This is a genomic window from Actomonas spartinae, assembly GCF_051209155.1.
Taxonomy (GTDB): domain Bacteria; phylum Verrucomicrobiota; class Verrucomicrobiia; order Opitutales; family Opitutaceae; genus Actomonas.
The window spans coordinates 779,344-804,024 of record NZ_JBPJGB010000002.1 but is presented as its reverse complement, the minus strand read 5'-3'; the positions used below and the strand labels follow the sequence as shown (position 1 = coordinate 804,024).

Genomic DNA, 24,681 nt, shown 5'->3' with positions numbered 1-24,681 from the left:
TCGTTAAAACTCAATCTCCTCGATCGCCTCGTCGAGATCATCATCGGAGAGGTCAGCCAGATCGAAGCGCGCTGCGTTCGCCCCCGTTCCCGTCGGCGCCACCGCCTTCGCGCTGCCCTCGCTTGCCGCGGCCAGCAGCGCGCGCAAGTGGCGCAGAAAACCTTCCGCCACCGCCGCGATGGTTTCGGGTCGGTGCAGCGCGCTGCCGTAGAGCCACTCAAAACGCAGCGTGCCGTCGGCCACCAAACCCGCCACGTCGATCAGGTGAGCGCGCTCGCTCGCCGGCGCGACCTGCGGCCCCACGTCCTCGGCCGCCGGACCAAACGGCGCGTCGGCCGACACGAGGTCGTCGAACTGCCCGAGGTAATTGAAACACAACTCCGCCGCCGGCACCTCCCAGCGTGGCGGCGAAGCCAACCACCGCCCGATGCCATAACCGAGTCCACGGCGCGGCACCGCCGCCAGCTGCGCCGCGATCGCCGGCACCGCCGCGGCCGGCGCCGTGACATCCACCCCGGCGAGATCGAGCCGTTGCGGATAGAGTGCGGTAAACCAGCCCACGCTGCGCGACAAATCGATATCCGTATCCAGATTTTCGCGACCATGGCCCTCCAGGTTCACGGTGTGGGCCGCGGCACCGGTCCAGTCGCGCAGCGCCAGGGCGAGCGCCGTCAGCAGCAGGTCGTTGATCTGGCAGCGGTAGGCGCCCAGCGCCTCCCGCAACAACGTCTGGGTCTCTGCGGCCGTCAGCTCCACCTTGACCGTCGCCGTGGTGTCCGCGGTGTTCGCGCCCCCGGGAAAATCACGCGGCAGGGCCGACACCGGCGCGGCGGCGAGGGTCTGCCAATGCTTGGCTTCGGCCGCCAAGGCGGACGAGTCGAGCAGACCATGCAGGTGGCGCGCCCAACCCGACGCCGACCGAGTGACCGGCGGCAGCGTTGCCGCGCCACGATAGGCCGCAAGCAGGTCGGCCAGCAACACCCGCCACGACACCCCATCCACCACGAGGTGATGGATCACGATAAAGAGGCGACCCGCCCCCGGTCCCCGCGGCGCAAACCACACCGCCCGCATCAACGGTCCCGCCGCGAGATCGAGGCGACGCTGTTCAGCCGCGCACACGGCGCTGATCTCGCTCGCCTCCGCAAACGGCACGACCTGAAACGCGAACGCGGACTCATCAGGCGGGGCCACCCGGGCAACCCACGCGCCGTCCTCACCACATTGGAAACGCGCCCGCAGCAGCGGATGATGCGCGACCACTTGGCGCAGGGCCCTTTCCAGGCGCGTCGGGTCCATCGCCTCGCGCGCCTCCAGCAGCACGGTCTGATTCCAGTGATGCGCATCGGCAAAGTGTTGAGCGAAGAACCACCGCTGAATCGGGGTCAGTTCAAGGTCACCCGCCAAGTCCTCGACCGGTTGCGTCGCCGCCGTCGCCGGCGCGGCGCTCTCGAGTCCGCGCGCCAACTCCGCCACGGTGGGGCGCTCGAACACCGCGCGGGGCGACAGCCCCAAGCCGGCTTCACGCGCTCGCGAAACCAACTGCAGCACCTGGATCGAATCACCGCCCAGAGCGAAGTAGTTGTCGTGCACCCCGACCTGCGGGACCTTGAGCACGTCGGCCCAAATCTGCGCCAGTTGCGCTTCGAGTTCGGTGCGGGGTGCGGACGCCGGGTCGGCGATTTGATCGGTCGGGTCCGGCGGCGCGGGCAAGGCTTTGCGGTCCAGCTTGCCGTTGGGCGTGAGCGGCAATTGCTCCAGCGCCACAAACACGGCCGGCACAAAATACTCCGGCAGGCGTTCGCTCAACCACCCCCGCAAGGGCGTCTCCCAACCGGCACTGCCGCCCCACCCCGCACCGGCGACATAGGCCACCAAGCGCTTGCCACCGCCCGGCGCGTCGTCGCGCGCCAGAACCGCGGCCTCCTTCACCTCCGGGTGCTGCTCGAGCACGGCCTTGATTTCGCCCAGCTCGATGCGGAAGCCGCGCAGCTTCACCTGCTGATCCCGCCGGCCGAGGAACTCGAGACGACCATCGGCACGCCGCCGCGCCAAGTCGCCCGTGCGATAGAACCGCGCGCCTGGCGTGGCGGCAAAGGGGTCCGGCAGGAACCGTTCCGCCGTGAGATCGGGACGGCCCAGATAACCGCGGGCCACCTTGGTTCCACCGAGATAGATTTCACCCACTGCGCCGATCGGCACCGGCTGCAGGTCGTCATCCAAGAGGTAGAGCTGCGATCCCGGGAGGACGCGGCCGATCGTCTCCGGCCCGCCGCGCTCGCGTGTCGTCCAAGTCGAATAGGTCGTGTCCTCCGAAGGGCCGTAAAGATCACACACCCGGGACGCCGTAGTCGTTTCGTAAATACGATCGGCCAGCGCGGCACTCAGCGGTTCCCCGGCGAGATTGACCACGCGCACGTTTCGCGGGAACGCGCCTTGCCGCACAAGCTCCGCCGCCGCAGAGGGCACGGTGTTGACCAGCGTCACGGCGTCGCGCTCCGGCAGCTCGGACAAGGCCAAGGCGTTGTCAGCCACGATCACGGTTCCACCCACCGCGAGCGGCACAAAGAGCTCGAACACCGAGAGGTCAAAACAGACCGAGGTCGCAAACAGCACGCCCGTCAGGTCATCGGCCGTGAACTCCGCCCGCGCCCACGCGACCAGCGCGGCGGCCTGACGGTGCTCGATCGCGGTCGCCTTCGGGCGGCCGGTTGAACCGGAGGTGTAGATGAGGTAGGCGAGATTCGCCGGGTCCGCGGGCACCGCCGCCGAACCCGGGGCGGGCGGCGCGAACAAGGTCGTGGGTTCGACCAGGGTCCACAGCCCGGCCGGCAAACGCTCCGCCAAAGCCGGCCGGCTGATCAGCACCGCCACACGCGCGTCTTCGCACATGAAGGCCACGCGTTCCGCCGGGTAGGAGGGATCGAGCGGCACGTAGGCGGCGCCCGCCTCCAGCACCGCCAGCAGGGAGGCCACCAGGTCGACGCCACGCTCCAGGCAGACCCCGACCAAGTGCTCCGGCCCAACGCCCTGCGCCCGCAGATGGGCGGCGCCGGCTCGCACCCGCGTCAGCAACTCGCCATAGGTCACGCGGGTCGCCCCGGCGATCAAAGCCACCGCATCGGGCTGACGAACGGCTTGCGCTAGAAACCCATCTTGCAGACGCGGCGTGCCCCCCGACGGCAGCGGCGCGGCGTTGGCGGTGTGCACCACTTGCGTGAACTCCGCCGGGCTCAGGTAGGACGCGATTTCGTGGCGCGCCTGCGCGGCGCCCTCCGTGGCCATGGCGGCAAACACCCGATCGTAGGCTGCGACAAAATCCGCCACCTGCTCGCGGGTGAACTCGGCCGGATCAAACCGCAGCTCCAACTCCAGTTGGTCATTCAGGTGGTCACCGCTGAACTGGGCGAAGTAGGCAAAGCTGTTTTGGTCGAAAAACTCCGCCTCCAGCACCTCCAAGTCCGTGCGCGCGCGGATCGCGTCGAGCACGTGAAAATTGATGTAGTTGAACGAGGTCTCAAACAGCGCAGCTCGCCCGGTGGCTTTTTGCAGTTCGAACAGGGGCATGCGGCGATGCGGCAGCAAACGCTGCTCGGTCGCCAGCGCGGCTTGCAGCAGATCGGTCCAGGTGCCCGGAGCCACCGGCAGGCGGTAAGGCACTGTGTTCAAAAAGAGGCCAAGGGTTGCGGTCGCGCCATCGTCTTCCGGTCGACCGTTGGTGATGACGCCGGTGACCACCTCGCGTGCTCCAGCATGGTGCGCCACGACCTTGGCGTGAGCAGCCAGCAGGAGGTGTTTGAGGCCCACCCCGGCTTGAGCCGCGAGTGCCCGCAGCGGGCGCAGCGTGTCTCCGGTCCAGGTGTGAAAGACCGCGTCCTGAGCAGGCACCTCGGCGCTGGCGCGGCCGGTCCGTCGCGGCAAACGCGCGGCCGGCGGATCCTCCAGCTCGCTCAACCAAAACGCCCGGCTCGCGGCCGACGCCAACACCTCCCGTTCGAGCGCGATGAAATCGCGAAATGCCGGCGGCGGCGCACCGGTGGGCCCAATGCGGCCGGCCACCCGCTCGGCGTAGTCGGTGAAAAGCTCCGCCAGCAGTGAAGACAGGCTCCATCCATCCAGAATCGCGTGATGCAGCGTGAGCGTGACCTGCACGGTCGCGTCAGACCGCCGGTGCACCGCCACCCGCAGCAAGGGGGCCCGGGTCCAGTCGAAGCGCGCCGCCTTTTGCGCCTCGCGATAGGTCGCCAGCGACTGCTCCTGCTCCGCTGCCATTTGGGCGCGCAAATCAAAAACCTGCAACGGCACCTGGCCGGTCGCATGCACGCATTGCACGGGTTCACTGAATCCCTGCGGATGCAGCGAGGTGCGCAGGATGGCGTGGCGCGCGGTGACCGCATCCAGCGCCGCCCGCAGCGCGTCCTCCGACCAAGCCATCCGCAAGTGGTAGGAAAAGAGATCGTGGTAGACCGGCGCCTCCGGATGCAGCTCGGCGTGAAACAACATGCCGGCCTGCAAGGCACTCAACGGATAGGCATCGACCACCTCAGCCGGCAAGCGGGCGCGGTCCGCCGCCTCGAGCAGGGCAAACGCGCCCGGCGCTACGGTCGCGGTGGTCGTGAGCGGCTCCAGCACCACCGCCAGCTCCCGCACCGTCTGATGCTGGAACAGCGCCTGCAGCGGAAAGTCGAAGCCGCGTTTCCGCGTCGCCGAGCGCACTTCGATGCTGCGAATGGAATCACCGCCCAAGGCAAAAAAGTTGTCGGTGACGCCAACCGTATCCGCGCCCAGCACGCCGGCCCAAACCTCAACGAGCACCTGCTCGCGCGGCGTCGCTGGCGCCACGACTTCACCGGCGGTGGCCGCGCGCTCGCCCGCGAGCTGCGGCAAGGCGGTGCGGTCGACCTTGCCATTGGGGGTGAGCGGGAAGGCCTCCAACCAGGTGAAGCTCGCCGGCACCATGTAGTCGGGCAGGAATGCCTTCAGGTGCGTGCGCAGGGCCTCCAGGGACGGTCGGGTCGAGCCGGCCGCGACCAGCCAGGCGGCGAGTCGCGTTTCGCCATCGTCCGCCCGTTGAGCCAACACCACCGCGCCACGAATCGCATCATGGCGGGAAAGTGCCGATTCGATCTCACCGAGCTCGATGCGGAAGCCGCGCACCTTGACCTGAAAATCGATCCGCCCGAGGTATTCGAGATCACCGTTGGCCAGTCGCCGCGCGGAATCACCCGAGCGATAAAGGCGGCCACCCGATCCCGCCAGGGGATGAGCGACAAAGCGCTCCGCCGTCAGCTCCGGTCGATTGAGATAACCCCGTGCCAAGCCAGCACCACCGACCACGATCTCGCCGGCCACGCCGCGCGGCACCGGCTGCAAATGCGCATCGAGCAGGTGCACGGTGAGGTCGGGAATCGGTTCGCCAATCACACTGCCCTTGCCCGCCGCAATGTCCGCCGCCGTCAGCTCGCGGTAGGTGACATGCACCGTCGTCTCGGTGATGCCATACATGTTGACGAGACGCGGCTCTCGGTCGCCATGACGCGCCACCCACGGCGCCAACATCGGCAGATCGAGCGCCTCGCCGCCAAACACCACCCAGCGCAGGGCCAGTGCGGCCGGCGCGTTGCCGGCCGACTCCTCGTGGGCGACGAGTTGTCGAAACGCCGACGGCGTCTGGCTCAGCACCGTCACCCGTTCGTCGACCAACAAGCGATGGAATCGATCGACCGCCCGACTGACCGTGAAGGGCACCACCACCAGGCGCCCGCCATAAAGCAGCGCGCCCCAGATCTCCCAAACCGAAAAGTCGAAGGCGAAGGAGTGGAACAAGGTCCACACGTCGTCCGGTCCGAATCCGAACCAGTGATCGGTCTGCGTGAACAGGCGCGTGACATTACGATGCGTAACCGGCACGCCCTTGGGTCGACCGGTCGAACCCGAGGTGTAGATCACATAGGCCGTGTCCTCCGCCGCGGTCACCGGCAGATCGACCGGGTCGGTGGCGGCGATCACATCCCAGTCGGCATCGATCACGCGCACCGGCAACTCCGCCGGCACCGCCACCCGATCGCGCAAAGTCCGATCCGTGAGCAGCACCACCGCCGCCGCGTCCCGCAGCATGAACTCCTGCCGGTCCGCCGGGTAGGCGGGGTCGATCGGCAGGTAGGCCCCGCCCGCTTTGAGCGTGCCGAGGATGGCCACCAGCACGTGCACCGAACGCTCCATCGCAATGGCCACCAGCCGGTCCGCCCCCACGCCGTCACCAAGGAGTGAATACGCCAGTTGATCGGAGCGCGCGGCGAGTTCCCCGTAGGTCAGGGAGTGGGCTTGATCCGTCACCGCCACCCGATCGGGCTGGGCCGCCGCCGTGGCATTGAACCAGGCCACCAGCGTATCGCGCCCCGCCGGCTCCGCCCGGGCGACGGGGGCGGGCGGCCACGAGGCGCGCTCCGCCGCCGACACCAACGGCAAACGCGACAAGGCCGTCTCCGGGGCGACCACGATGCCGCCCAGCAGGGTGAGCAGATTCTCCGCCCAAAGCGCCATGGTCGTGGGCGCAAAGAGCTCGGTGGAAAACTCCAGCAAAGCCGTGAGCGGACCGCCCCGCGGGTCGTCGGTCACGGCCAACAGGACATCAAACTTCGCCGCCGTCACCGGACTCGGCACCGTGGTCAGGTTCAGACCGGCCAATTTCACCGGCGCACTCGGTTCATTCTGAAACGAAAAGCCGACCTGGAAGACGGGATGGCGCGAGGGATCACGGCGCAGTTGGAGCCGGTCGACGATCTGTTCAAACGGTGTTTCCTGATCGGCAAACACGTCCCGCGCATTCACCGCGGTGCGACGCAGATAGGTGCGAAAGTCGGGATCATCGCTTTGATCGGTGCGCAGCGCGACCATGTTGACGAAGAAACCGATCAAATCTTCGAGCGCGGTCTCCGGTCGGTTGGCCACCGGGGAACCCACGGCAAAATCAGTCTGCCCCGCGTAGCGCCCCAGGAACGTCTGCCACGCCGCCAACAGGACCATGAAGGTCGTGGCGCCCTCGTCTTGCGCCAGTTTCCGCAGGGCGGCGGCGAGCGCGGCCGGCACTGCGAAGCGATGCACGCTTCCCCGCCCCGTGAGTGCCGCCGGCCGCGGGTGATCCGTTGGCAGGTTGAGCACCGGCGTGCCGGCGAGACGCTCGGTCCACCGGGTCAACGCTTCCTGCCACTCCGGCTGCCAGGCCCGCTCACGCTGCCACTGCGCGTAGTCGGCGTAGTGCAGCTTCAGCGGCGGCAGGACCGCGCCGGTGTAGCGCGCGCCGAGCTCCCGCACGAGCACGTCAATCGACCAACCGTCGAACGCGATGTGATGCACAAAAAAAATCAGCCGGTGATCCTCCGCCGCCAACCGCAGCAACCGGGCCCGCAGCAGCGGCGGACGGCTGAGGTCAAACGGAGTGGCGAGCAGTTCATCCGCCTGGGCCGCCACCGTCTCCTCCTGCGCGGCCGGCGGCAGCTGGCTGATATCCGCGGCCTGCAGCACCGAGCCATCGTCCGCGCTCGCGATCACGCAGCTCCCCTTCCCGTCCACCTCCCGAAAGCTCGTTCGCAGCACCTCATGGCGAGCCACCACATCGGCGAATGCCCGCCGCAGCGCGGCTTCATCAAGGGGACCGCGCAGCGCAAACACCTCGCCCAGGTGATAGGCGGTGTTGGTCGGTTGCAGTTGTTGCACGAACCACAGCCGTTCCTGGGCAAAGGACATCACCGGCGCGGCGCCGGCCGGGCGCGGTGTCAGCGCAGGGCCCGCGCCAGTGGCCGGTTGCAGCGCGACCCCCTTCTGCGCCAGCCGGGCGCGCAACAAAGCCTGCCGGTCCGTCGTCATGCGGATATCGGGGCGCCGGGACGGCGGGCCAGTCGCGACAGCCGCCGGTATCGAAAATCTAAGGACGGGCGCCGCGTCACGCGACGAGCGCCTCCTCCGTGACCTGCAGCGGACGGGTGTCCGTGCTCACCAAAAAGTCGGGCCGGGGCGGACCGACCGGCACCGGGACATTGTTCACGCTGTTGTAGGTGACGATCATCATGGTCCGGTCCCACGGCGACAGGTTGGGGGTCGAGCCGTGCGCCAGATTGGGGTGAAACACCAGCACGCTGCCCCGCGGGCCCTTGGGGGCGACGATGCCCGCCTCCCGCACCATGCCGGCAATGACGTCGCGAGAAAGTGAATACGTGAGGTCCGCGCTCACATTGTCCTTCCAGCCGCCGCTGCCCGCCGGGGCGACATCGACCAAACCGTGACGATGGGAACCCGGGATGAGCATCAAGGGGCCGTTGAATTCCGTCACCTCGTCGAGAAAGAGCATCACATTGACGCAATCCGGCCGCTGCATGCCGTCACCCTTGGCCCAGAAAATGTAGTCCTGGTGCCACTTCCACACGTCGCCCCCGAAGGCCGCCTTGAAGTTGATCTTGAACTGGTAGACGTAGGCCGGGTCGCCGAGGATCTGCTCCGCCGGACGCAACATGCGCGGCAGCCGCGTGAGCCGCCCCATGGTGTCGCTGTAGAGGTGGCAGCCATGGAGGGCTCGCACCGTCTGTTCATCTTTTTCCAGCACGCGGCTGGGGTGATCGATGGCAGCCAGGTCACCGGTGGCGGCCCGCAACGCGTCAACTTCCTGCGCGGCGAAGACCGAGGGGAGAAACAAAAAGCCCTCCTCGTCGTAGCGTTTCAGTTGGTCGGGGGAAAGTTCCATAAGAATGGTGGGGTTGAGCAGACGGGCAGCAGCCTGAGACAGCGCCCCGAACGCGTGCAAGCGCGGGCATAATGCAAAGTCGATTTCCTCCCCGAGCTGACTGGAATTAACGATTTTATGACGTGGGTGAATCCCCCGGTTCGGGAATGGATTCCGCCTCAACCTCCCGCACCGTTTCAACAATCGTCGCCAGGACATCCTTTCCACCGGCGACCTCGGCCACCGCCGCGGTGAATTGCGCCAGGGTCGAACGCTCGAATAGCGCGCGCAACGGCACCTCCAGCGTCGTGCGATGCCGCAGGCGCGCGATCACCCGTGTGGCGAGCAGGGAATGTCCGCCCAGATGGAAAAAATCGTCCTGTCGACCCACCCGGGGGACCCCAAGTAGGTCCGCCCAAATTTCCCCCACGAGGGCTTCACTCGCATCAGCCGGTGGTTCATGCTCCGCGCCGCCCCCAAAGTCCGCCGCGCTGAGCGCCGGCAAAGCCCGGCGGTTGATTTTGCCGCTCGGAGTCAGGGGCAGCGCGGGCAGCACGACAAACGCGGCCGGCACCATGTAGTCGGGAACCCGCTCGTTGAGGAAGGCCCGCAACTCATGACTTGGCACCTCAACATCCGCCGCCAACGCCACGTAGGCGGCCAGACACGCTTCGCCGGTCGGTCGTTCGCGCAGCGCCACCGCTGCGCCGACCACGGCCGGATACTCCAGCAGGTGGGTTTCCACTTCGCCGAGTTCGACTCGGAAACCGCGGATCTTCACCTGATCATCCAGGCGGCCGAAAAACTCGATGTTGCCATCCGGCAACCACCGCGCGCGGTCACCGGTGCGGTAGAGACGTTCCCCCGGCCGGCGCGCGAAGGGATGCGGCACGAAACGCTCCGCCGTGAGCGACGGACGGCGATGGTAATCACGCCCCAAATTCGCCCCGCCGATGTAGAGTTCACCCGGCACGCCGACCGGCACCGGATTGAGACGGGCGTCGAGCAGGTAGATTTGCGTGTTGGCGATGGGGCGACCGATCGGCGGCGGCGGATTAAGCCGGCGCGGCGGTCCATCGAAGGTGTAGGCCGTGACCACATGCGTTTCCGAAGGTCCGTAGTGGTTGTGAAACACGCAGTCCGGCAGCGCCCGGCAGAAGTCCAACACCGCCGGTGTGAGAATGAGCGCCTCTCCCGTGGTGGTGAGTTCGCGCAGGGAGGCGAAGCGAGCGGTCTGATCCGCGTAGTCCGCCGCCAACTGCTGCAACACGACCACCGGCAGGATGATCTTTTCAATCTGCTGCTGTTCGATGCACTCAACCAGCAACGCGGTATCGCCGCGCATCGCTTCGTCCGCGATGTGGAGTTGTCCGCCACTGCCCAGCACCGCGAAGAGGTCGTGAAAACTCACGTCAAAGCTGAGGGAGGCGAAGAACAGTCCCCGCGCCCCCGTCAACAAGGTCGCGTGGTGCCAGCGGATGAGATTCATCATCGCGCGATGACTCAAGGTCGTGCCCTTGGGCCGACCGGTGGAGCCACTGGTGTAAATGATGTAGGCGAGATGATCCGGCGCGACCCCGGACACGGGCACGGCATCCGGCGCCGCCGCCAATTGGTCCGCATCGCGGTCGAGGTCGACCACCGCGATGTCGCCCGGCAACTCCAACTGCGTGCGCGTCTCGGCGTGCAACACCAGCACCGGCGCCGCGGCGTCGGCCAACATGAACGCCAGCCGGTCCGCCGGGTAACCCGGATCCAGCGGCAGGTAACAACCACCCGCCTTCATCACCCCCAGCACCGCGACGATCATGTCGACCGTGCGCCCGAGGCAAAGACCGACGATCACATCGGGCCCCACCCCGCGCGCCCGTAGCACTTGCGCGAGTTGATTGGATCGCGTCTCCAACTGCGCGTAGGTCAACGCCTCCGCCCCATCCCGCACCGCCAACCGCTCCGGGGATTGTTGCGCCTGAACCGTGACCAGTTCGTGCAACCGCTTCGCCGGCGTCGCGGGGAACTCGCAGGCCGTCGCGTTGAAGGTCTCCAACACCTGCCTCCGCTCCGGTGCCGCCATCATCGGCAGGTCCAACACCGCCTGATCCGGTTGCAGCGCCGCCGCCGCGAGCAAGGTCGCAAAATGCTGACCCATTCGCGCCATCGTTTCCGGCCGAAACAGGTCCGTCCGATACTCGACCCAGCCGTCCCACCCACCGTCCGGGGCATCCCGCACCGTCAGCGTCAGATCAAACTTCGCGTCGGGAATCTCCGTGGGCAGAAAGCTGGCCTCCACCCCCGCCAGCACCAGCGCCGGCAATTCGGTCTGGTGGACAAACATGACGTCAAAGAACGGATTCCGGTTCAGCTCGCGCACCGGCTGCAACTCCTCCGCCAACAACTCAAACGGCACCTCCTGATGCGCGTAGGCCGCCTGACAGGTCTCCCGCACCGCCCGCAGCCAGTCGACAAACGGACGATGGCCGTCCCCCGTTGTGCGCAACACCAAGGTGTTGGTGAAAAAGCCGATCAAGGGCGCCGTCTCCGCCCGCGCCCGGCCGGTCACCGGCGAGCCCACCGCCAGGTCCGCCTGCCCGGTGTAGCGAAGTAACAGCACTTTGAATACGGCCAGCAGCGCCATGAAGGCGGTGCCCCCCTCCGCTCGGGCCAGCGCGGTCAGCGCGGCGCGCGCCGCGGCGGGAATACGAAAGTTCGCCGTCCCGCCACGGGGGCTCGGTTCGGCCGGTCGGGCAAAATCGGTGGGCAACTCGAGCGGCGTCACCCCGGCCAACTGCCGCCGCCAAAAATCCACCTGCTCCCGACAGGCCGCGCTCGTCCCCCACCGGCGTTGCCAGCGCGCAAAGTCGCCATACTGCACCGCCGGCCGCACCGGTCCGGGCCCCTGCCCGCGCGCCGCCGCATATCCGGCCGACAACTCCTGCGCCAAGAGGCTCAACGACCACTGATCACTGATGATGTGATGCATCGTCAGCAGGAGGACGTGGTCATCGTCGGCCAGTTGCACCAGCACCCCGCGCAACAGCGGCCCCCGCGCCAAATCAAAGGTCTTCGCCGCTTCCCCGCGCGCCTGCTCCCGCCAGCCCGCCTCGCGATCGTCGACCGGTTGACCGCGCAAATCGACCACTGTCCAATCCGGGCGCAAGTCGGGCAACACCCGCGCCACCGGCTCATCGCCCTCGGCCCCAAACACCGTCCGCAACACGTCGTGGCGGATGGCCAGTTCCCGCACCGCCGACGCCAACGCGGCGGCATCCAACGTCCCCCGCAAACGCAAGGCGCCCGGCACGTGGTAGGCCGAACCTCCCGGTTCGAACTGTTCCAGGAACCACAGCCGTTGCTGCGCAAACGACAAGGGCGCCGTCTCCGCGTCGACCGCGCCCGGCACGATCGCATCCACCGTGGGGCCTGCTGCCGCGCCGGCCCAGCCGGACTCCGCCAGGAGCAGTTCAAACAGGGCCTTACGATCCGCCTCGGTGCTCATCAAAGTTCCACTTCCTCCACGTCTTCATCCCCGGCCGAACCCGCCGCTGCGTTGAGCGCCGCGAGTTTCAGGCGCGGTAACAGTTCCGCCGCCAGATCCCGCAACAGGGGTCCGGCCAAAAGGCGGGTCAGCGGGACGTCGACCTCCGCCTCGAGTTGGATGCGGTTCTTGATTTCAATCGCCACCAACGAGTCGACGCCAAGATCCGTGATCGGCATCCCGGGATCGACGTCCTCCAAGGGCAGGCGCAGGACCGCGCCCACCACTTCCGCCAGCGCGGTCGTCAGCACCCGGGACGCATCCGCTGACTCGCTCTCAGCCAGCTGCCGAACAATCCGTCCCGCCTCCGGCGCCCGGGCAGGGGCGGCCGGAGCGTGCTGCGCCAAGAGGTCGCGCAAAAGCGGCGAACGCTGCGCCTGCGGGTCCGCCTGAAAGAGCTGCCGCCAATCCACCCGCATGCAGGCCAGCTGCGGTGACGCTTGAGCGAGAGCGGTCTCCAGCACGGCCACGCCTTCGCTCGGCGCGAAGCGGTCGATGCCGAGCGATTCCAGCCGGGAGTGAGCCCGTGCACCATGCGCGGTCGCCGCGAAACCGACCTCGCGCCACGGCCCCCAGTTGATCGCCAACGCCGGCACGCCCCGCGCCCGGCGCTGATGGGCCAAAGCATCCAGCGCGGCGTTCGCCGCCGCGTAATTGCCCTGCCCCGGCGCCGGCAGCAGCGCGGAAAAGGCCGAAAACAGCACAAAGACCTCAAGCGGCGCGTCCGCCAACAGCGTATCCAAATTCCGGGCACCTTCGACCTTGGCCTGCCAGACCTCGTCCCATTGCGCCGGCGTCAGCTCCGCCAAGGGTTGATCGCGCCACGCGCCCGCCGCATGAAACACCCCGGCCACCGGCTCCGCGACGATCGCAAGGGCCGCGGCCAGGGCGGCCCGATCCGCCACGTCCACGACGACAGAGGTCACGTGAATGCCATCACTCGCCCACGTTTCGACCTGCGCGGCCTGCGCCGCGCTCGGAACACTCCGGCCGCAGAGGTGCAGGTGCCGCGCGCCACGCTGCACCAGCCATTGCGCCACGGCCCAGCCGACACCGCCCCAGCCGCCCGTCACCAGATAGGTGGCGTCGGCCCTCGGAGCGAAGGTTTCACTCGCCGCGACCGGAGCGCTCCGGCTGTGCAGGCGAGCCCCCCACACCTGGCCGTCACGCACCGCCAATTGGTCTTCGGCATACTCCCCGCCCAACACGCGCACCGCCGCCGCCAGCTGCGGTCCGAGTTCGGCCGCCGGATCGAGATCAATCAGACCACCCCACCGCGGCGCCTGCTCCACCGGCAAAACCCGCAGCAGCGCGGCGTGCGCCGCCGCACGCGGGTCCGGCACCGTGCCGCCGGCGGCCTGCGCACCCCGGGTCAGGGTCCAGAAGGACCCGACCGTCTGTTGCAACAGGGCCAGCGTATCCGTCGCCTCGATACCCGGATCGAGCGGCCGACAGTTGATCACCTGATCCGTCGCGTGGAGGTCGGACAACTCGTCCATGGTCGCGGCTCGCACGACCGCACGTCCAGCCGCCGCCAGCGCGGCCGCGACGGCGTCGGCATCCCCCCCGGCGGAGCCACAGACGAAACAACGGGCGGACGTTGGCGCGACCTCGTCCCGTGTTTCCGCCGGGACCCACGCGAGTTCATGCCAACCGGCCGCAACCACGGGAGCCCCCGCCACCGAGCCGGGCACCGCGGGAATCGCTTCACGGGCCGCCCGTTCCCGAAACGCGGCCAGGTCGGGCAACATGGCCAGCACATCCGCCTCCGCCGGGCCGAAGTCGAGCAGGCACGCGATCTCCGTCACCCCGGCGCCGATCAGTTGCTGCACCAGCGGCAGGCAATCGTCGGGCGTCCCGAACAGCGCGCGGGTCGTGGCAAAACGATCGTAGAGGAAAGCTACAAAGTCATCCTTCTCCGCCTCCGCCAGCGAAGCGACATCGACGCTCTGGCCGCGACTGGCCGCCAGCCCGCCGAGCAGGTGAAGGTTGTCGCGCAAATACCTCGTGAAGGGCCCTCTGACCTTGGCATGCACCGCCGCGGCATCCGGCCCCATGAAGGTGTGCAGCATGACCGTAACCCGACCGCTCGCCGGATCGTGTCCGGCCGCCGCCCGCGCCTGACGATAGGTGGCGATCTTCGCCGCCAGTTCGGTCACATCCTGGTCGAGCAGATGCGTCAGCACGTTCGCGCCGACCGCGCCGGCTCGGGCAAAGGTCTGGGGGTTGCCCGCCGCCGTTACCCACAAGGGCAGTTCGGCCTGCACCGGCGTCGGGTAGATGCGCACCGCCACCTCGCCGCCGTCGCCCGCCGGCGCCACCATCGTTTCTCCCCGCCAGAGTTTGCGCAGAGTTTCGATGCCACTGAACAACCGCTCTCGCCGCTCGGCGTAATTTTCGGGGCGCAGGGAGAAGTCCGCCGGGTTCCAGCCCGACGCGAATGACATGCCCGCACGACCGCCCGACAGGTTGTCGACCACCGACCATTCCTCCGCCAGGCGGCGCAGGTCGTGCAGCGGCAACACACTGCTGCCCGACATCAAACGCAGGCGCTGCGTCTCGCGGGCCAAGGCCGCGTGCAGCGTGGCCGGATTGGGATACAGCCCGCCGAAGTCGGTGAAGTGGCGCTCCGGCAGCCAGACGCTGCTGAAACCGTGGCGGTCGGCGAAGCGCGCCGACTCAAACAGCATACGGTAACTGTCGCCCTCCGGACGCTCGGTGCCGTTGAAAAACATGATGCCGAAATCGACCGCGGCATGCTCCGGCGTCACCGGCGCCGGCGCAGACCTGCCGCGCAAGGCCGCCGGTTCGTCGACCCAATGGCGCGTGCGTTCAAACGGATAGGTCGGCAGCGCCACGCGTTGGCCCCGCCAGTCCCCAAACCACGCCGCTAGATCCGGATCGGGCACCACCGTGGTATTCGTGGGTTCCGTCGCCAGCGCCGCGGCCAAACCTGTTGCGTCCGCAGCGCGCACGACGCGTCGATGCCGAAACCAAGTGCGGCCGGTCGCCGCCGTCCAGCACACGTCGGCCACCTCCACCTCCGCCGGCAAGGCGCGCAAGGTCGCCGCCATCGCCGCGCTCAGGCGACGCAGGGCGCCGGGGCTCTGGGCCGAGAGGAACAAGGTCAAGGGTCGGCCGGCCGGCCACGGCGATCGTGCCGGCGCGGGTGGCGGCGCCGCCAGCACCGCGTGGGCGATCGTGCCGGAGGAACCGAAGGAACTGATTCCCGCAATTCGCTCCTTGTATCCATCGGGCCACGACATCAACTGCCGCGGGATCTCCGCCGGGATCTCCGCCAAGGGCACCTCCGGGTTGGGCGTGTCGAAATGTTGGTGCGCGGGAATCAGACCGTGCCGCACGCAGAGCGCGGTTTTGATCACCCCGCCGATGCCCGCGGCCGACTCCATGTGACCGAGGTTGGTCTTCAGTGACCCGAGCACCAGCGGATGCGGCCGCGCCTTGTCCAGGCTGAAGACGCCAACCAAGGCCTCGGCCTCGATCGGGTCGCCCAACGCGGTGCCCGTGCCGTGCGCCTCGAGGTAACCCACCTCCGCCGGCCGGCGCTGGGCGGCGGCGAGGGCCTGGCGAATCACCGCGGTTTGCGAGGGACCATGCGGCACAGTGAGTCCGCTGCTGGCGCCATCCTGGGCCACCGCCGTGCCACGGATGAGCGCAAGGATGCGATCACCGTCGGCCTGTGCCTGGCTGAGTCGCTTCAGCACCACCACCCCGCAGCCTTCGCCGCGGGCGTAGCCATCCGCGCGGGCGTCGAAGGTTTTGCAGTGGCCGTCGGGCGACAGCATGCGCGCTCGCGACACCGCCACGGAGTTGTCGGGCGCGAGCATCAGGTTCACGCCGGCGGCGAGCGCGACCCCGGACTCGCCCGTGCGCAGACTTTGACAGGCGAGGTGCACCGCCACGAGCGACGAGGAACAGGCGGTGTCGAGCGTGACGGCCGGGCCGTTGAGGCCGAAGAAATAGCTCAGCCGACCGGCCGCGATGTTGGCCACGTTGCCGGTCGCCGCGTAAGCGTCGAGGCGGGTGAGGTCGTCGCGGTAGAGCAGCTTGACGTAGTCGATGACGGTGAGGCCGACATACACGCCGGTCGCCGAACCACGCAGCGTGGCGGGCGGAATGCCGGCGTCCTCAAAGGCTTCCCACGCCGTTTCCAACAACAGGCGCTGTTGCGGATCCATCGAGGCCGCCTCCCGCGGCGAGATGCCGAAGAAGCGCGCGTCGAACTTGTCGACATCACGCAGGAATGCGCCGCGCCGGGAATACATCGTGCCCGGGTTTTCCGGGTCCGGGTCAAAGTAGGCATCGATCGCCCAACGCTCCGGCGGCACCTCACTCACCGCATCAAAATCTGTCTGCAGTTTCGCCCAGAACGCGGCCGGGCCACGGACGTCGCCGGGAAAACGGCACCCCACCCCTACGATCGCAATGGGTTCGGTCGACGCCGCCTGCGCGGCCTCCAATTCCGCGATCCGCGCCTGTTGCTGGCGGATCGCCTTCAAGGCCGCGCGCAAGGCCGCGGCCGGATCACGAGGCGTCGCTTCGCTCATGCGTGGTTCCCTTCGTTTTTCTCCAACGCCGCCAGTTCATCTTCCAGCAACGCGGTCAACTCGTCGGTCGAGAGGGTGCCGAGTTCCTCGTCGTCGCCAGCGCCGGTTGCGGGCGTCGCCGGCAGGAGCGATGCAAGGTAGGCGGCCAAGGCGCCGATGTTGGGATAGTTGAACACCACCGTGGCACGCAGCGGCACCCCCAGCTCGGTCTGCAACCGGTTCTTGATCTCGATCGCCATGAGCGAATCCATGCCCATCTCAAAAAAGCCGCGGGTCGCGCCCGGCAGTTGATCGGCGCCGAGTCGCAAGGTCGCAGCCACCGCCGTTTGCAGCCAAGTCGACAAGCGGGCGATCCGTTCGTCGGCCCCCAGCGCCACGAGCTCCACCCACAGTGCAGTCGGCGCGGACGACTTGAAGCTCGCGGTTTCCGTCGGGTCACCCGCCGACGCCTCCGGCGGCGGACTAAAAAGGCTCTGCCGGCCGCGCACCGCGAACAGGTCCCGTAGCACCTGCCGATCGATCGACACCGCGACCTGCCGGGTGTGTTGTCCCGCCAAGGCTTGCTCGAGCACCGCCACGCCGGTCTCGGGCGTCATCGTGAACACCCCGACGCGCGCCAGTTGCTCGCGGTTATCGCCCGCCACCATGCCGCCATCCGACCATGGACCAAAGTTGACCACGGTCGCCGGCAGGCCCTGGGCGCGGCGGTAATCACCCAAGGCGTCGAGGAACTGACTCGCCGCCGCATACAACGGCAAACCCATCGTGCCCCACACCACCGTGATGGAAGAAAAGGTCGCAAACCAGTCCAGCGGCAGCTCGCGCGTGAGCTCGTGCAAAATCCATGCGCCACGAAGTTTCGCGTCATGCACCGCGGCATCCCGGGCAAACTCCAGTTCGCGCACCGGTCGGTCCTGCGCGACTCCCGCCAGGTGCAGCACACCCGCGAGCGGATGGGCGCCGGCACCGATCTCCGCCACCAAGCGCCGCATGCCATCGGCGTCCGCGGCGTCCACCGCCACGTAACGCACCGCGTCACCGAGCTCCGCCAACAGCGTCTGCTTGGCATCATCAAGTTGCTCACGCGTCTGCCGCCCGGTCACCACCAAGCGGCGAGCACCCCGCGCCACCAACCAACGCAACACCGCGCGCCCCATCGCGCCCAAACCGCCCGTGATCAAATACGTCGCATCCGCGCGCACCGCCACGGCCGCGGACGTTGAAAGTTCGGCCGGAACCAAACGCGCGCACCACACTTCACCGCCGCGCCAGGCCAATTGATCCTCGTCCGCCGAACCAAGGCGGGCCACCACCTGTTCAGCTTCCGCGACGAGATCGATTGCCACCGGATCGAGATCAAATGCCGCGCCCCACAACTCCGGATGCTCGATCGCGACCACTTTCGCCAGGCCCCGCACCGCAGCCTGGGCCGGATCACCGGCGGTCGCCTCCGGTCCTGCCAATCCTTCCGCGCCGCGCGTCAGCAACCAAATTGGCGCCGGTTTCCCGGCCCGCTCCAGGGCCTGCACAAGATTCACCAACGTTGCCGAGCCAAGCCTTTGCCCCGCCGCGATGGTTTCGGCGGTGAGCTCCTGCCCCACGACGGCCAGACTCCGGGAATGCAGCACCCCGCGCAGCGATCCGTCGATCGATTCCAGCACCCCGTCAAAATCCGTCGCCTCCGGCTCCACCATGGTGACGGCGCCGCCCCGGGCCCGCAAGGCGTCGGCCAAAGCCGCGCCCAAACCCCTGCCCTCGTCGAGCACGATCCAGTTTCCGGATACATCGGCCGGCACGGGCGGCGCCGCCGGATGCCAGGTCACCGCGTGCAGGACGTCGGCAACCCGCGTGGCCGGCGGACGATCGAAGCTCGGTGCCGCCGTCGCCGGCGCCACCGCCGGCGTATCCGCAAACCGGGCACGCAGCTGGTCGAGGTAAGGCAGCGCAGCAAGCACGTCGTCGGTCTTGGCGCCGAAATCCAGCAGGCAGGCGATCTCGTTCACCCCGACTTCACCGAGCTGCCGCACAAGCGCCGCGCACGCGTCGACCGTGCCGAAAAGGGCGCGGCGCGCATAAAAGCGGTCAAACAACATGCCGGCAAAATCCTCGCGGTCCGCTTCGCTGAGCTTTGTCGGATCCATTTCCTGCCCCCGACTGGCGGCCAGGCCTTTCAGCAAGTGCAGGTTGGCCTTGAGAAAGTCCACGTAGGGTCGGCGAATCCGGGCCCGAATGCTGTCATCATCGGGCCCGCAGAAGGTGTGCAGCATCACGGCCACCCGGCCGGCGGCGGGATCAAGCCCGGCCTCGGCCCGAGCCGCCCGGTAGCGGGCGATGTTTTCGCCCAGCTGCGCGGGTTCCTGATCGAGCAGGTGAGTGAGCAGGTGGGCGCCGATGCGGCCCGCGTAGGCGAAACTCTCGGGATTACCCGCCGCCGTCAGCCAAAGCGGCAGCTCCGGCTGCACCGGGGTCGGAAAGACGCGGGCTTCACTTGCGGAACCGTCCGGCAAGGTGACCGTCACCGCCTCGCCGCGCCACAGGGTTCGCACCTGCTCGACCATGTTATTCACCAATTCACGTCGTTTGGCGTAGGCCTCCGGCACCATGGCGAAATCCCCCGGATTCCATCCCGGCGCGAAGGAGATGCCCACGCGCCCGTCCGACAGATTGTCGATCACCGACCAATCCTCCGCCACCCGCAGGGGATGATGCAGCGGCGCCACCAGGCTGCCGGCCATCAGCCTCACCTGGCGCGTCTCGCGGGCGAGCGCCGCCGCCAACACCGTGGGGTTGGGGTAAAGGCCGCCAAAGCGGGTGTAGTGGCGCTCGGGCACCCAAACGCTGGAGAAGCCGTGCGCATCGGCAAAACGGGCCGCCTCCAGCACCAGGCTATACTTGGCCGGATCGCCCACCGTTTCCTCGCCGTTGAAGAACATGACGCCGAGTGCCATCCGGTCGGCTGACGCCGGCGCGGTCCAGTCGCGCAGGGTGGGATTGTTCGGTATTGCAACTTCGGATACAGCCGCAGTCGCCGTCACCCGCACCGGGCGTTCGAGCCAATGCCGGCGCCGCGAAAAGGGTTGGCCGGGCAGCGGCAGATCGGCCCGGCGGCGGCCGTGCGGCGCCGAGATCGCGGCCGGTTGCACCGCCGCGCCCGCCGCAAACAGGGTCGCCGCCGACTGGAGCAGGCTGGCAAGTTCGGCGTGGCCCGGCCGCAGCGAGGCGACCGCCGTCACCGGCCCCGTCCAGGTCTTGCGCACCAAGCCGGTAAGCACCGGCCGCGGGCCCACTTCCAGCAGGTGCGCCACCCCGGTGGCCTGCAGGGCGCGCACGCCATCGGCAAAGCGGACCGCGCCCAGCACGTGGTCGCGCCAGTGGGCCGCGGTGGCAAGATCGGCGTCCGGGCCCAGATTGGAGATCACCGGAAACTTCGGCGCGGCAAAGGTGGTCGCGGCAAGTTCGCGCTCAAACTCGGCCAGCATCGGCCGCATCAGCGGTGAATGAAAGGCATGCGAGACGGTCAGTGGCCGACAGGCGATGTTCCGGGCCGCAAAGGCCTGTGCGATTTCCTGCAACGCCGTGAGTGGTCCGGCCAGCACCACCTCGGTCGCCGCGTTCACGGCGGCGATGGCGGTGTCGGGTCGGCCGGCCACCGCGGCCGCCGCCGTCGCTTCATCAGCAAAGACGGCCAGCATACCGCCCCCGGCCGGCAACGCCTGCATCAAGCGCCCGCGCGCGGCGATGAGACGCAAACCATCCTCCAGCGAAAACACGCCCGCCACAGTCCCAGCGACGTATTCACCCACGCTGTGTCCGGTCACCACGGAGGGAGTCAGTCCCCAGGCGCGCCACAACTCCGCCAGCGACCACTCCAGCGCAAACAATGCCGGCTGAGTGAACGCCGTTTCGTGCAAACGCGCCGCCCGGGGCTCATCCGGCGCCGCGAACAGCACCGGGAGCAAGGGCTCCGGCAACAATGTATCCAAAATACCCGCACATCGATCCAAGGCCGTCCGATACACGGGTTCGGAGTCGTAAAGCTCGCGCCCCATGCGCGCGGTTTGCGCGCCCTGGCCGGTAAAGAGGAACCCAACCCGCACCGGCGCGACCGCCGCCCCTGCCGACACGGTGGCTTGGCGCAGCGCGGCGACCAAGTCCGCCGACGTGGAGCCCGACACCGCCACGCGCACGGGGCCGACGCTGCGGCTCGCGTTGAGGGTGTGCACGACATCCGGCAGCTCGGACGCCATCACGGTCGCCAAGCGACCGGCGACCGCGTCGACCAAGGCTCCAACCTGGGTCGGATCCCGCCCGGCGAGCGCCAGCAGCGTTGGCGCCGGATCCGGCGCGCTCGTTCGCGCGACCGGTGGCGGTGCCTCAACCACGACGTGAGCGTTGGTGCCGGTAAAGCCAAAGGAACTGACGCCCGCGCGGCGCGGCAGGTCCGCCGGCCAGGTCGTGTGCGCGGTGACGACCGCCAGCGGCAAGGTGTCCCACTCCAAGTGGGGGTTCAGGCGGGCACAGTGCAGTGAGGCGGGCAATTCGCCATGTTGCAGTGCCAGCACCGCCTTGATGAGCCCGGCGATGCCGGCTGCGGCCTCGAGGTGGCCCAGGTTGCTCTTCACCGATCCCAGCCGCAGCGCCTGCGAGCGTTCGCGACCGTCGCCCAAAGAGGCCGCCAGAGCGCGCACTTCGATCGGGTCACCGAGCTCGGTGCCGGTGCCGTGCGCCTCAACGTAACCGATGTCGGTCGGCTGCAGCCGCGCCCGTCGCAACGCGGCGCGCACGACCTTTTCCTGCGCAGGTCCGTTGGGTGCAGTGAGGCCATTGCTGCGACCATCCTGGTTCACCGCACTGCCCCGCACCACGGCCAGAATGGGATCTCCGTCCGCTTCGGCGTCGGCCAAACGCTTTAACACGACCAGACCGCACCCTTCAGAGCGCACGTAACCATCGGCCTCGGCGGCGAAGGCCTTGCAGCGACCATCGGGCGCCAACATGCGCGCTTGGGCAAAGTTGACCGCAAGTTCGGGGTTGAGAATGACGTTCACGCCGCCGGCCAAAGCGAGGCGGCACTCTCCGGCGCGCAAAGCCTGCGCGGCCTGATGCACCGCCACGAGCGACGACGAACATGCGGTGTCGATCGCCATGGCCGGACCTTCCAGACCGAGCACGTAGGCCAGTCGACCGGCCGCGGCACTGTGGGCATTGCCCGTGCCGCCGTAGGCGTCGATGCGCCCAAGGTCGTCCGCCGGCAACACGCGCTGCTCGTAGTCGTGGGTGCTCAGCCCCACAAACACGCCGGTGTCGCTGCCGGCCAGAGAGCCCGGCGCGATCGCCGCATTTTCCAGCGCATGCCACGCCACCTCCAAAAGCAGCCGGTGCTGCGGATCCATCGCCGCCGCTTCCCGCGGCGCGATGCCGAAGAAGCTCTCATCGAACAGATCGATGCCCGCGAGGAAGCCACCGAAACGGGAATTGGTGCGCCCCGGTGTTGCCGCCTCGTCCGCATGCACGGCATCGACATCAAATCGATCGGCCGGCACCGGCGTGATCGCGTCCACGCCGTCACGCAACAGCCGCCAGAACGACGCCGCGTCGTTCGCTCCACCCGGGAACCGCAGCCCCATGCCAATGATCGCCACGGCGTCGTCGCCGGTTGCCTCCGGTGCGGGAGTCACGGCCGATTTCGCCACGGCGTTGGGACACAAATGATCCGCCAGACGATTGATGTCGGGATAGTCATACAGGACCATCGGCGGAACCTCCCGACCGAGGTAGTCCCGCAGGTCGCCCGACAAGGCCACCAGCGAGGCCGAATCCAACCCGAAGCTGGAGAAAGGTTCCGTCACCGCGATCGCCGTCGGCGCGCACCCGAGGCGGCGGGCCAGACGGGTTTGCAGCCAGGTGACGAGCTCGGGCCGGCTGACCTTCGACGATTCGTCCGCAGCCGGGGTCGCGGCGGTCGGCGGCGTGAAACGCCACTCGCCGATGGCCGCCAGTTCACCAGCCAAAAACTGCGCCCGGGCGCCACGGCGTTGAATCTTGCCCGAGGAAGTCTTCGGCACCGTGCCGGTCTTTAGCAGCACGACCACGGCGGGTTGCACCTCGTGCTCCACCAACACCGCGCGGGCAATGGCCGCCCCGAGCTGCTGGGGATCGGCCGAACGCAGCGCCGTGCGCAGGACTTCCTGCACCACGACCAGGCGCTCCTCGCCGTCGATTTCGACCGAGAAGGCGGCGGCGCCCCCGGGCTTGAGCGCCGGGTCCGCCTGCTCGGCGGTGAGTTCGAGGTCCTGGGGATAATGATTGCGGCCGCGAATGATGATGAGGTCCTTCGCCCGGCCGCAGATGAACAGCTCACCGGCCGCATCCACGTAACCGAGATCGCCGGTGCGCAACCACGCCCGCTCGTCGCCGGGCAGGCGCGCCTGAAAGGTCTCGGCGGTGGCGTCGGGACGTTGCCAATAACCGGCGGCGACGGTGGGCCCCGCCACCCAGACCTCGCCGATCACACCGTCCGCCGCCCGCGCGCCGGTCTCCGTATCCACGATGGCGATACTCGTGTCCAACCAGGCACGGCCGGAGCTCACCAAATCGAAGGTCGCCTCCGGTTCCGCGCCGGACGACGCCGGCGTAAAGCGGCCCTGCTCCAGCGCCACGCGGTCGACCGGCGTGATGACCGGCGCACGGTCGACGTCCCCGCCCGACACCATGAGGGTCGTCTCGGCCATGCCGAAACACGGGTAGTGGGCGGTGGCCCGAAATCCCGCCGGCGCGTAGGCGGCGGAGAAGGCGTGCAAGGTGCGCGCGCGCACCGGCTCGGCGCCATTGTAGGCGCTTTCCCAACTGGAGAGGTCGAGCGTCGCGAGTGCCTCGGGCGTGGCCTTCTCCACGCACAGGTCGTAACCAAAATTGGGGCCGCCGCCGTGGGTGCCGCGAAAGCGCGTGATGGCTTCGAGCCACCGCAGGGGACGTTGAATGAAGCTGACCGGAGACATGATCACGCCGGGGAAACCGCCGTAGATCGGCGTGAGCAGCCCATCGATCAGACCCATGTCGTGGAACGCGGGCAGCCAGCTCACCGAGACACTGTCCGCGTGCAGGGCAAAGGCGTGGTGAATGTAGTGCGCGTTGTAGACGATGTTGTCCTGCGTGACCATCACCCCCTTGGGCGCGCCGGTGGAGCCGGAGGTGTATTGCAGGAAAGCGAGATCGGCCGACTTCAGTCCGGGGTCGCGCCAGTCGGCCGCCCGCCGGGGATCGACCTCGTCGGTGGCCAACAAACTCAGGTCCAACCACGCCGGTTCGTCGGCAAACTGACGCTGCAGCGCGGTGAGGGTCTTGGCGTTGGTGAGGGCGACCCGGGCGCCGGCATCGGCCATGAGCGCACGCAATCGCGGCAGGTGCCCGGGGTTGCGCGGCGGATAGGCCGGCACCGCGATGACCCCGGCGTAAAGGCAGGCAAAAAAGGCGACGGGGAAATCGATGCCCGCCGGATACAGCAGCAGCGCGCGATCGCCGGGCACGGCCTGTTCACGCAGCCGCACCGCCACCGCCCGCGCGCGGCGGTCGAGTTCCGCGTAGGTGAGCGTGGTTTCGTCATTCGCCGCGTCCGCCAAATAGGTCAAAGCAGCGCGGTCCGCCTGGTGTTCCGCCCGCCAGCGCAGAATGCCACCCAGCGTGACCGCGGAATCACTCCGCCAAACGGGGGCATGGTTGGGGGGACGCAGCGTCACAAGCCGCAGAAGTGAAAACCCCGCCATACCCACCGCAAGGGGTAAATGGACGTTTGCGTAAGCACCAAAAACGTTTGCCGCCAAACGTCGGACCGAAACCGGGTCTTCTGCCTTAACTCTCGCGTA

5 protein-coding genes are annotated in these 24,681 nt (G+C 68.2%); all 5 read right to left on the bottom strand.

Translation table 11 applies throughout. From position 1 onward, the window contains the following. Positions 1-3: 3 nt before the first annotated feature. The gene (locus AC0MRV_RS11100) at positions 4-7,866 is read right to left on the bottom strand and encodes an amino acid adenylation domain-containing protein (RefSeq protein WP_472764537.1); all 7,863 of its coding nucleotides are present in this window, start codon (positions 7,864-7,866) and stop codon (positions 4-6) included. 76 nt (positions 7,867-7,942) lie between these two features. Continuing rightward, positions 7,943-8,737, bottom strand: a complete 795-nt coding sequence (locus AC0MRV_RS11095) for a phytanoyl-CoA dioxygenase family protein (protein ID WP_472764536.1) — start codon at positions 8,735-8,737, stop codon at positions 7,943-7,945. Between the two features lie 115 nt (positions 8,738-8,852). Beyond that, the gene (locus AC0MRV_RS11090; protein WP_472764535.1) at positions 8,853-12,212 is read right to left on the bottom strand and encodes an amino acid adenylation domain-containing protein; all 3,360 of its coding nucleotides are present in this window, start codon (positions 12,210-12,212) and stop codon (positions 8,853-8,855) included. Then, positions 12,212-16,819, bottom strand: a complete 4,608-nt coding sequence (locus tag AC0MRV_RS11085) for a MupA/Atu3671 family FMN-dependent luciferase-like monooxygenase (protein WP_472764534.1) — start codon at positions 16,817-16,819, stop codon at positions 12,212-12,214. Before AC0MRV_RS11085 ends, AC0MRV_RS11090 begins: the two co-directional genes overlap by 1 nt. Then, positions 16,816-24,555 (bottom strand): type I polyketide synthase, encoded by a 7,740-nt coding sequence (locus tag AC0MRV_RS11080; protein WP_472764533.1) that lies wholly within the window; start codon positions 24,553-24,555, stop codon positions 16,816-16,818. The genes AC0MRV_RS11085 and AC0MRV_RS11080 overlap by 4 nt, the downstream gene beginning before the upstream one ends. Between the last annotated feature and the right edge of the window lie 126 nt (positions 24,556-24,681).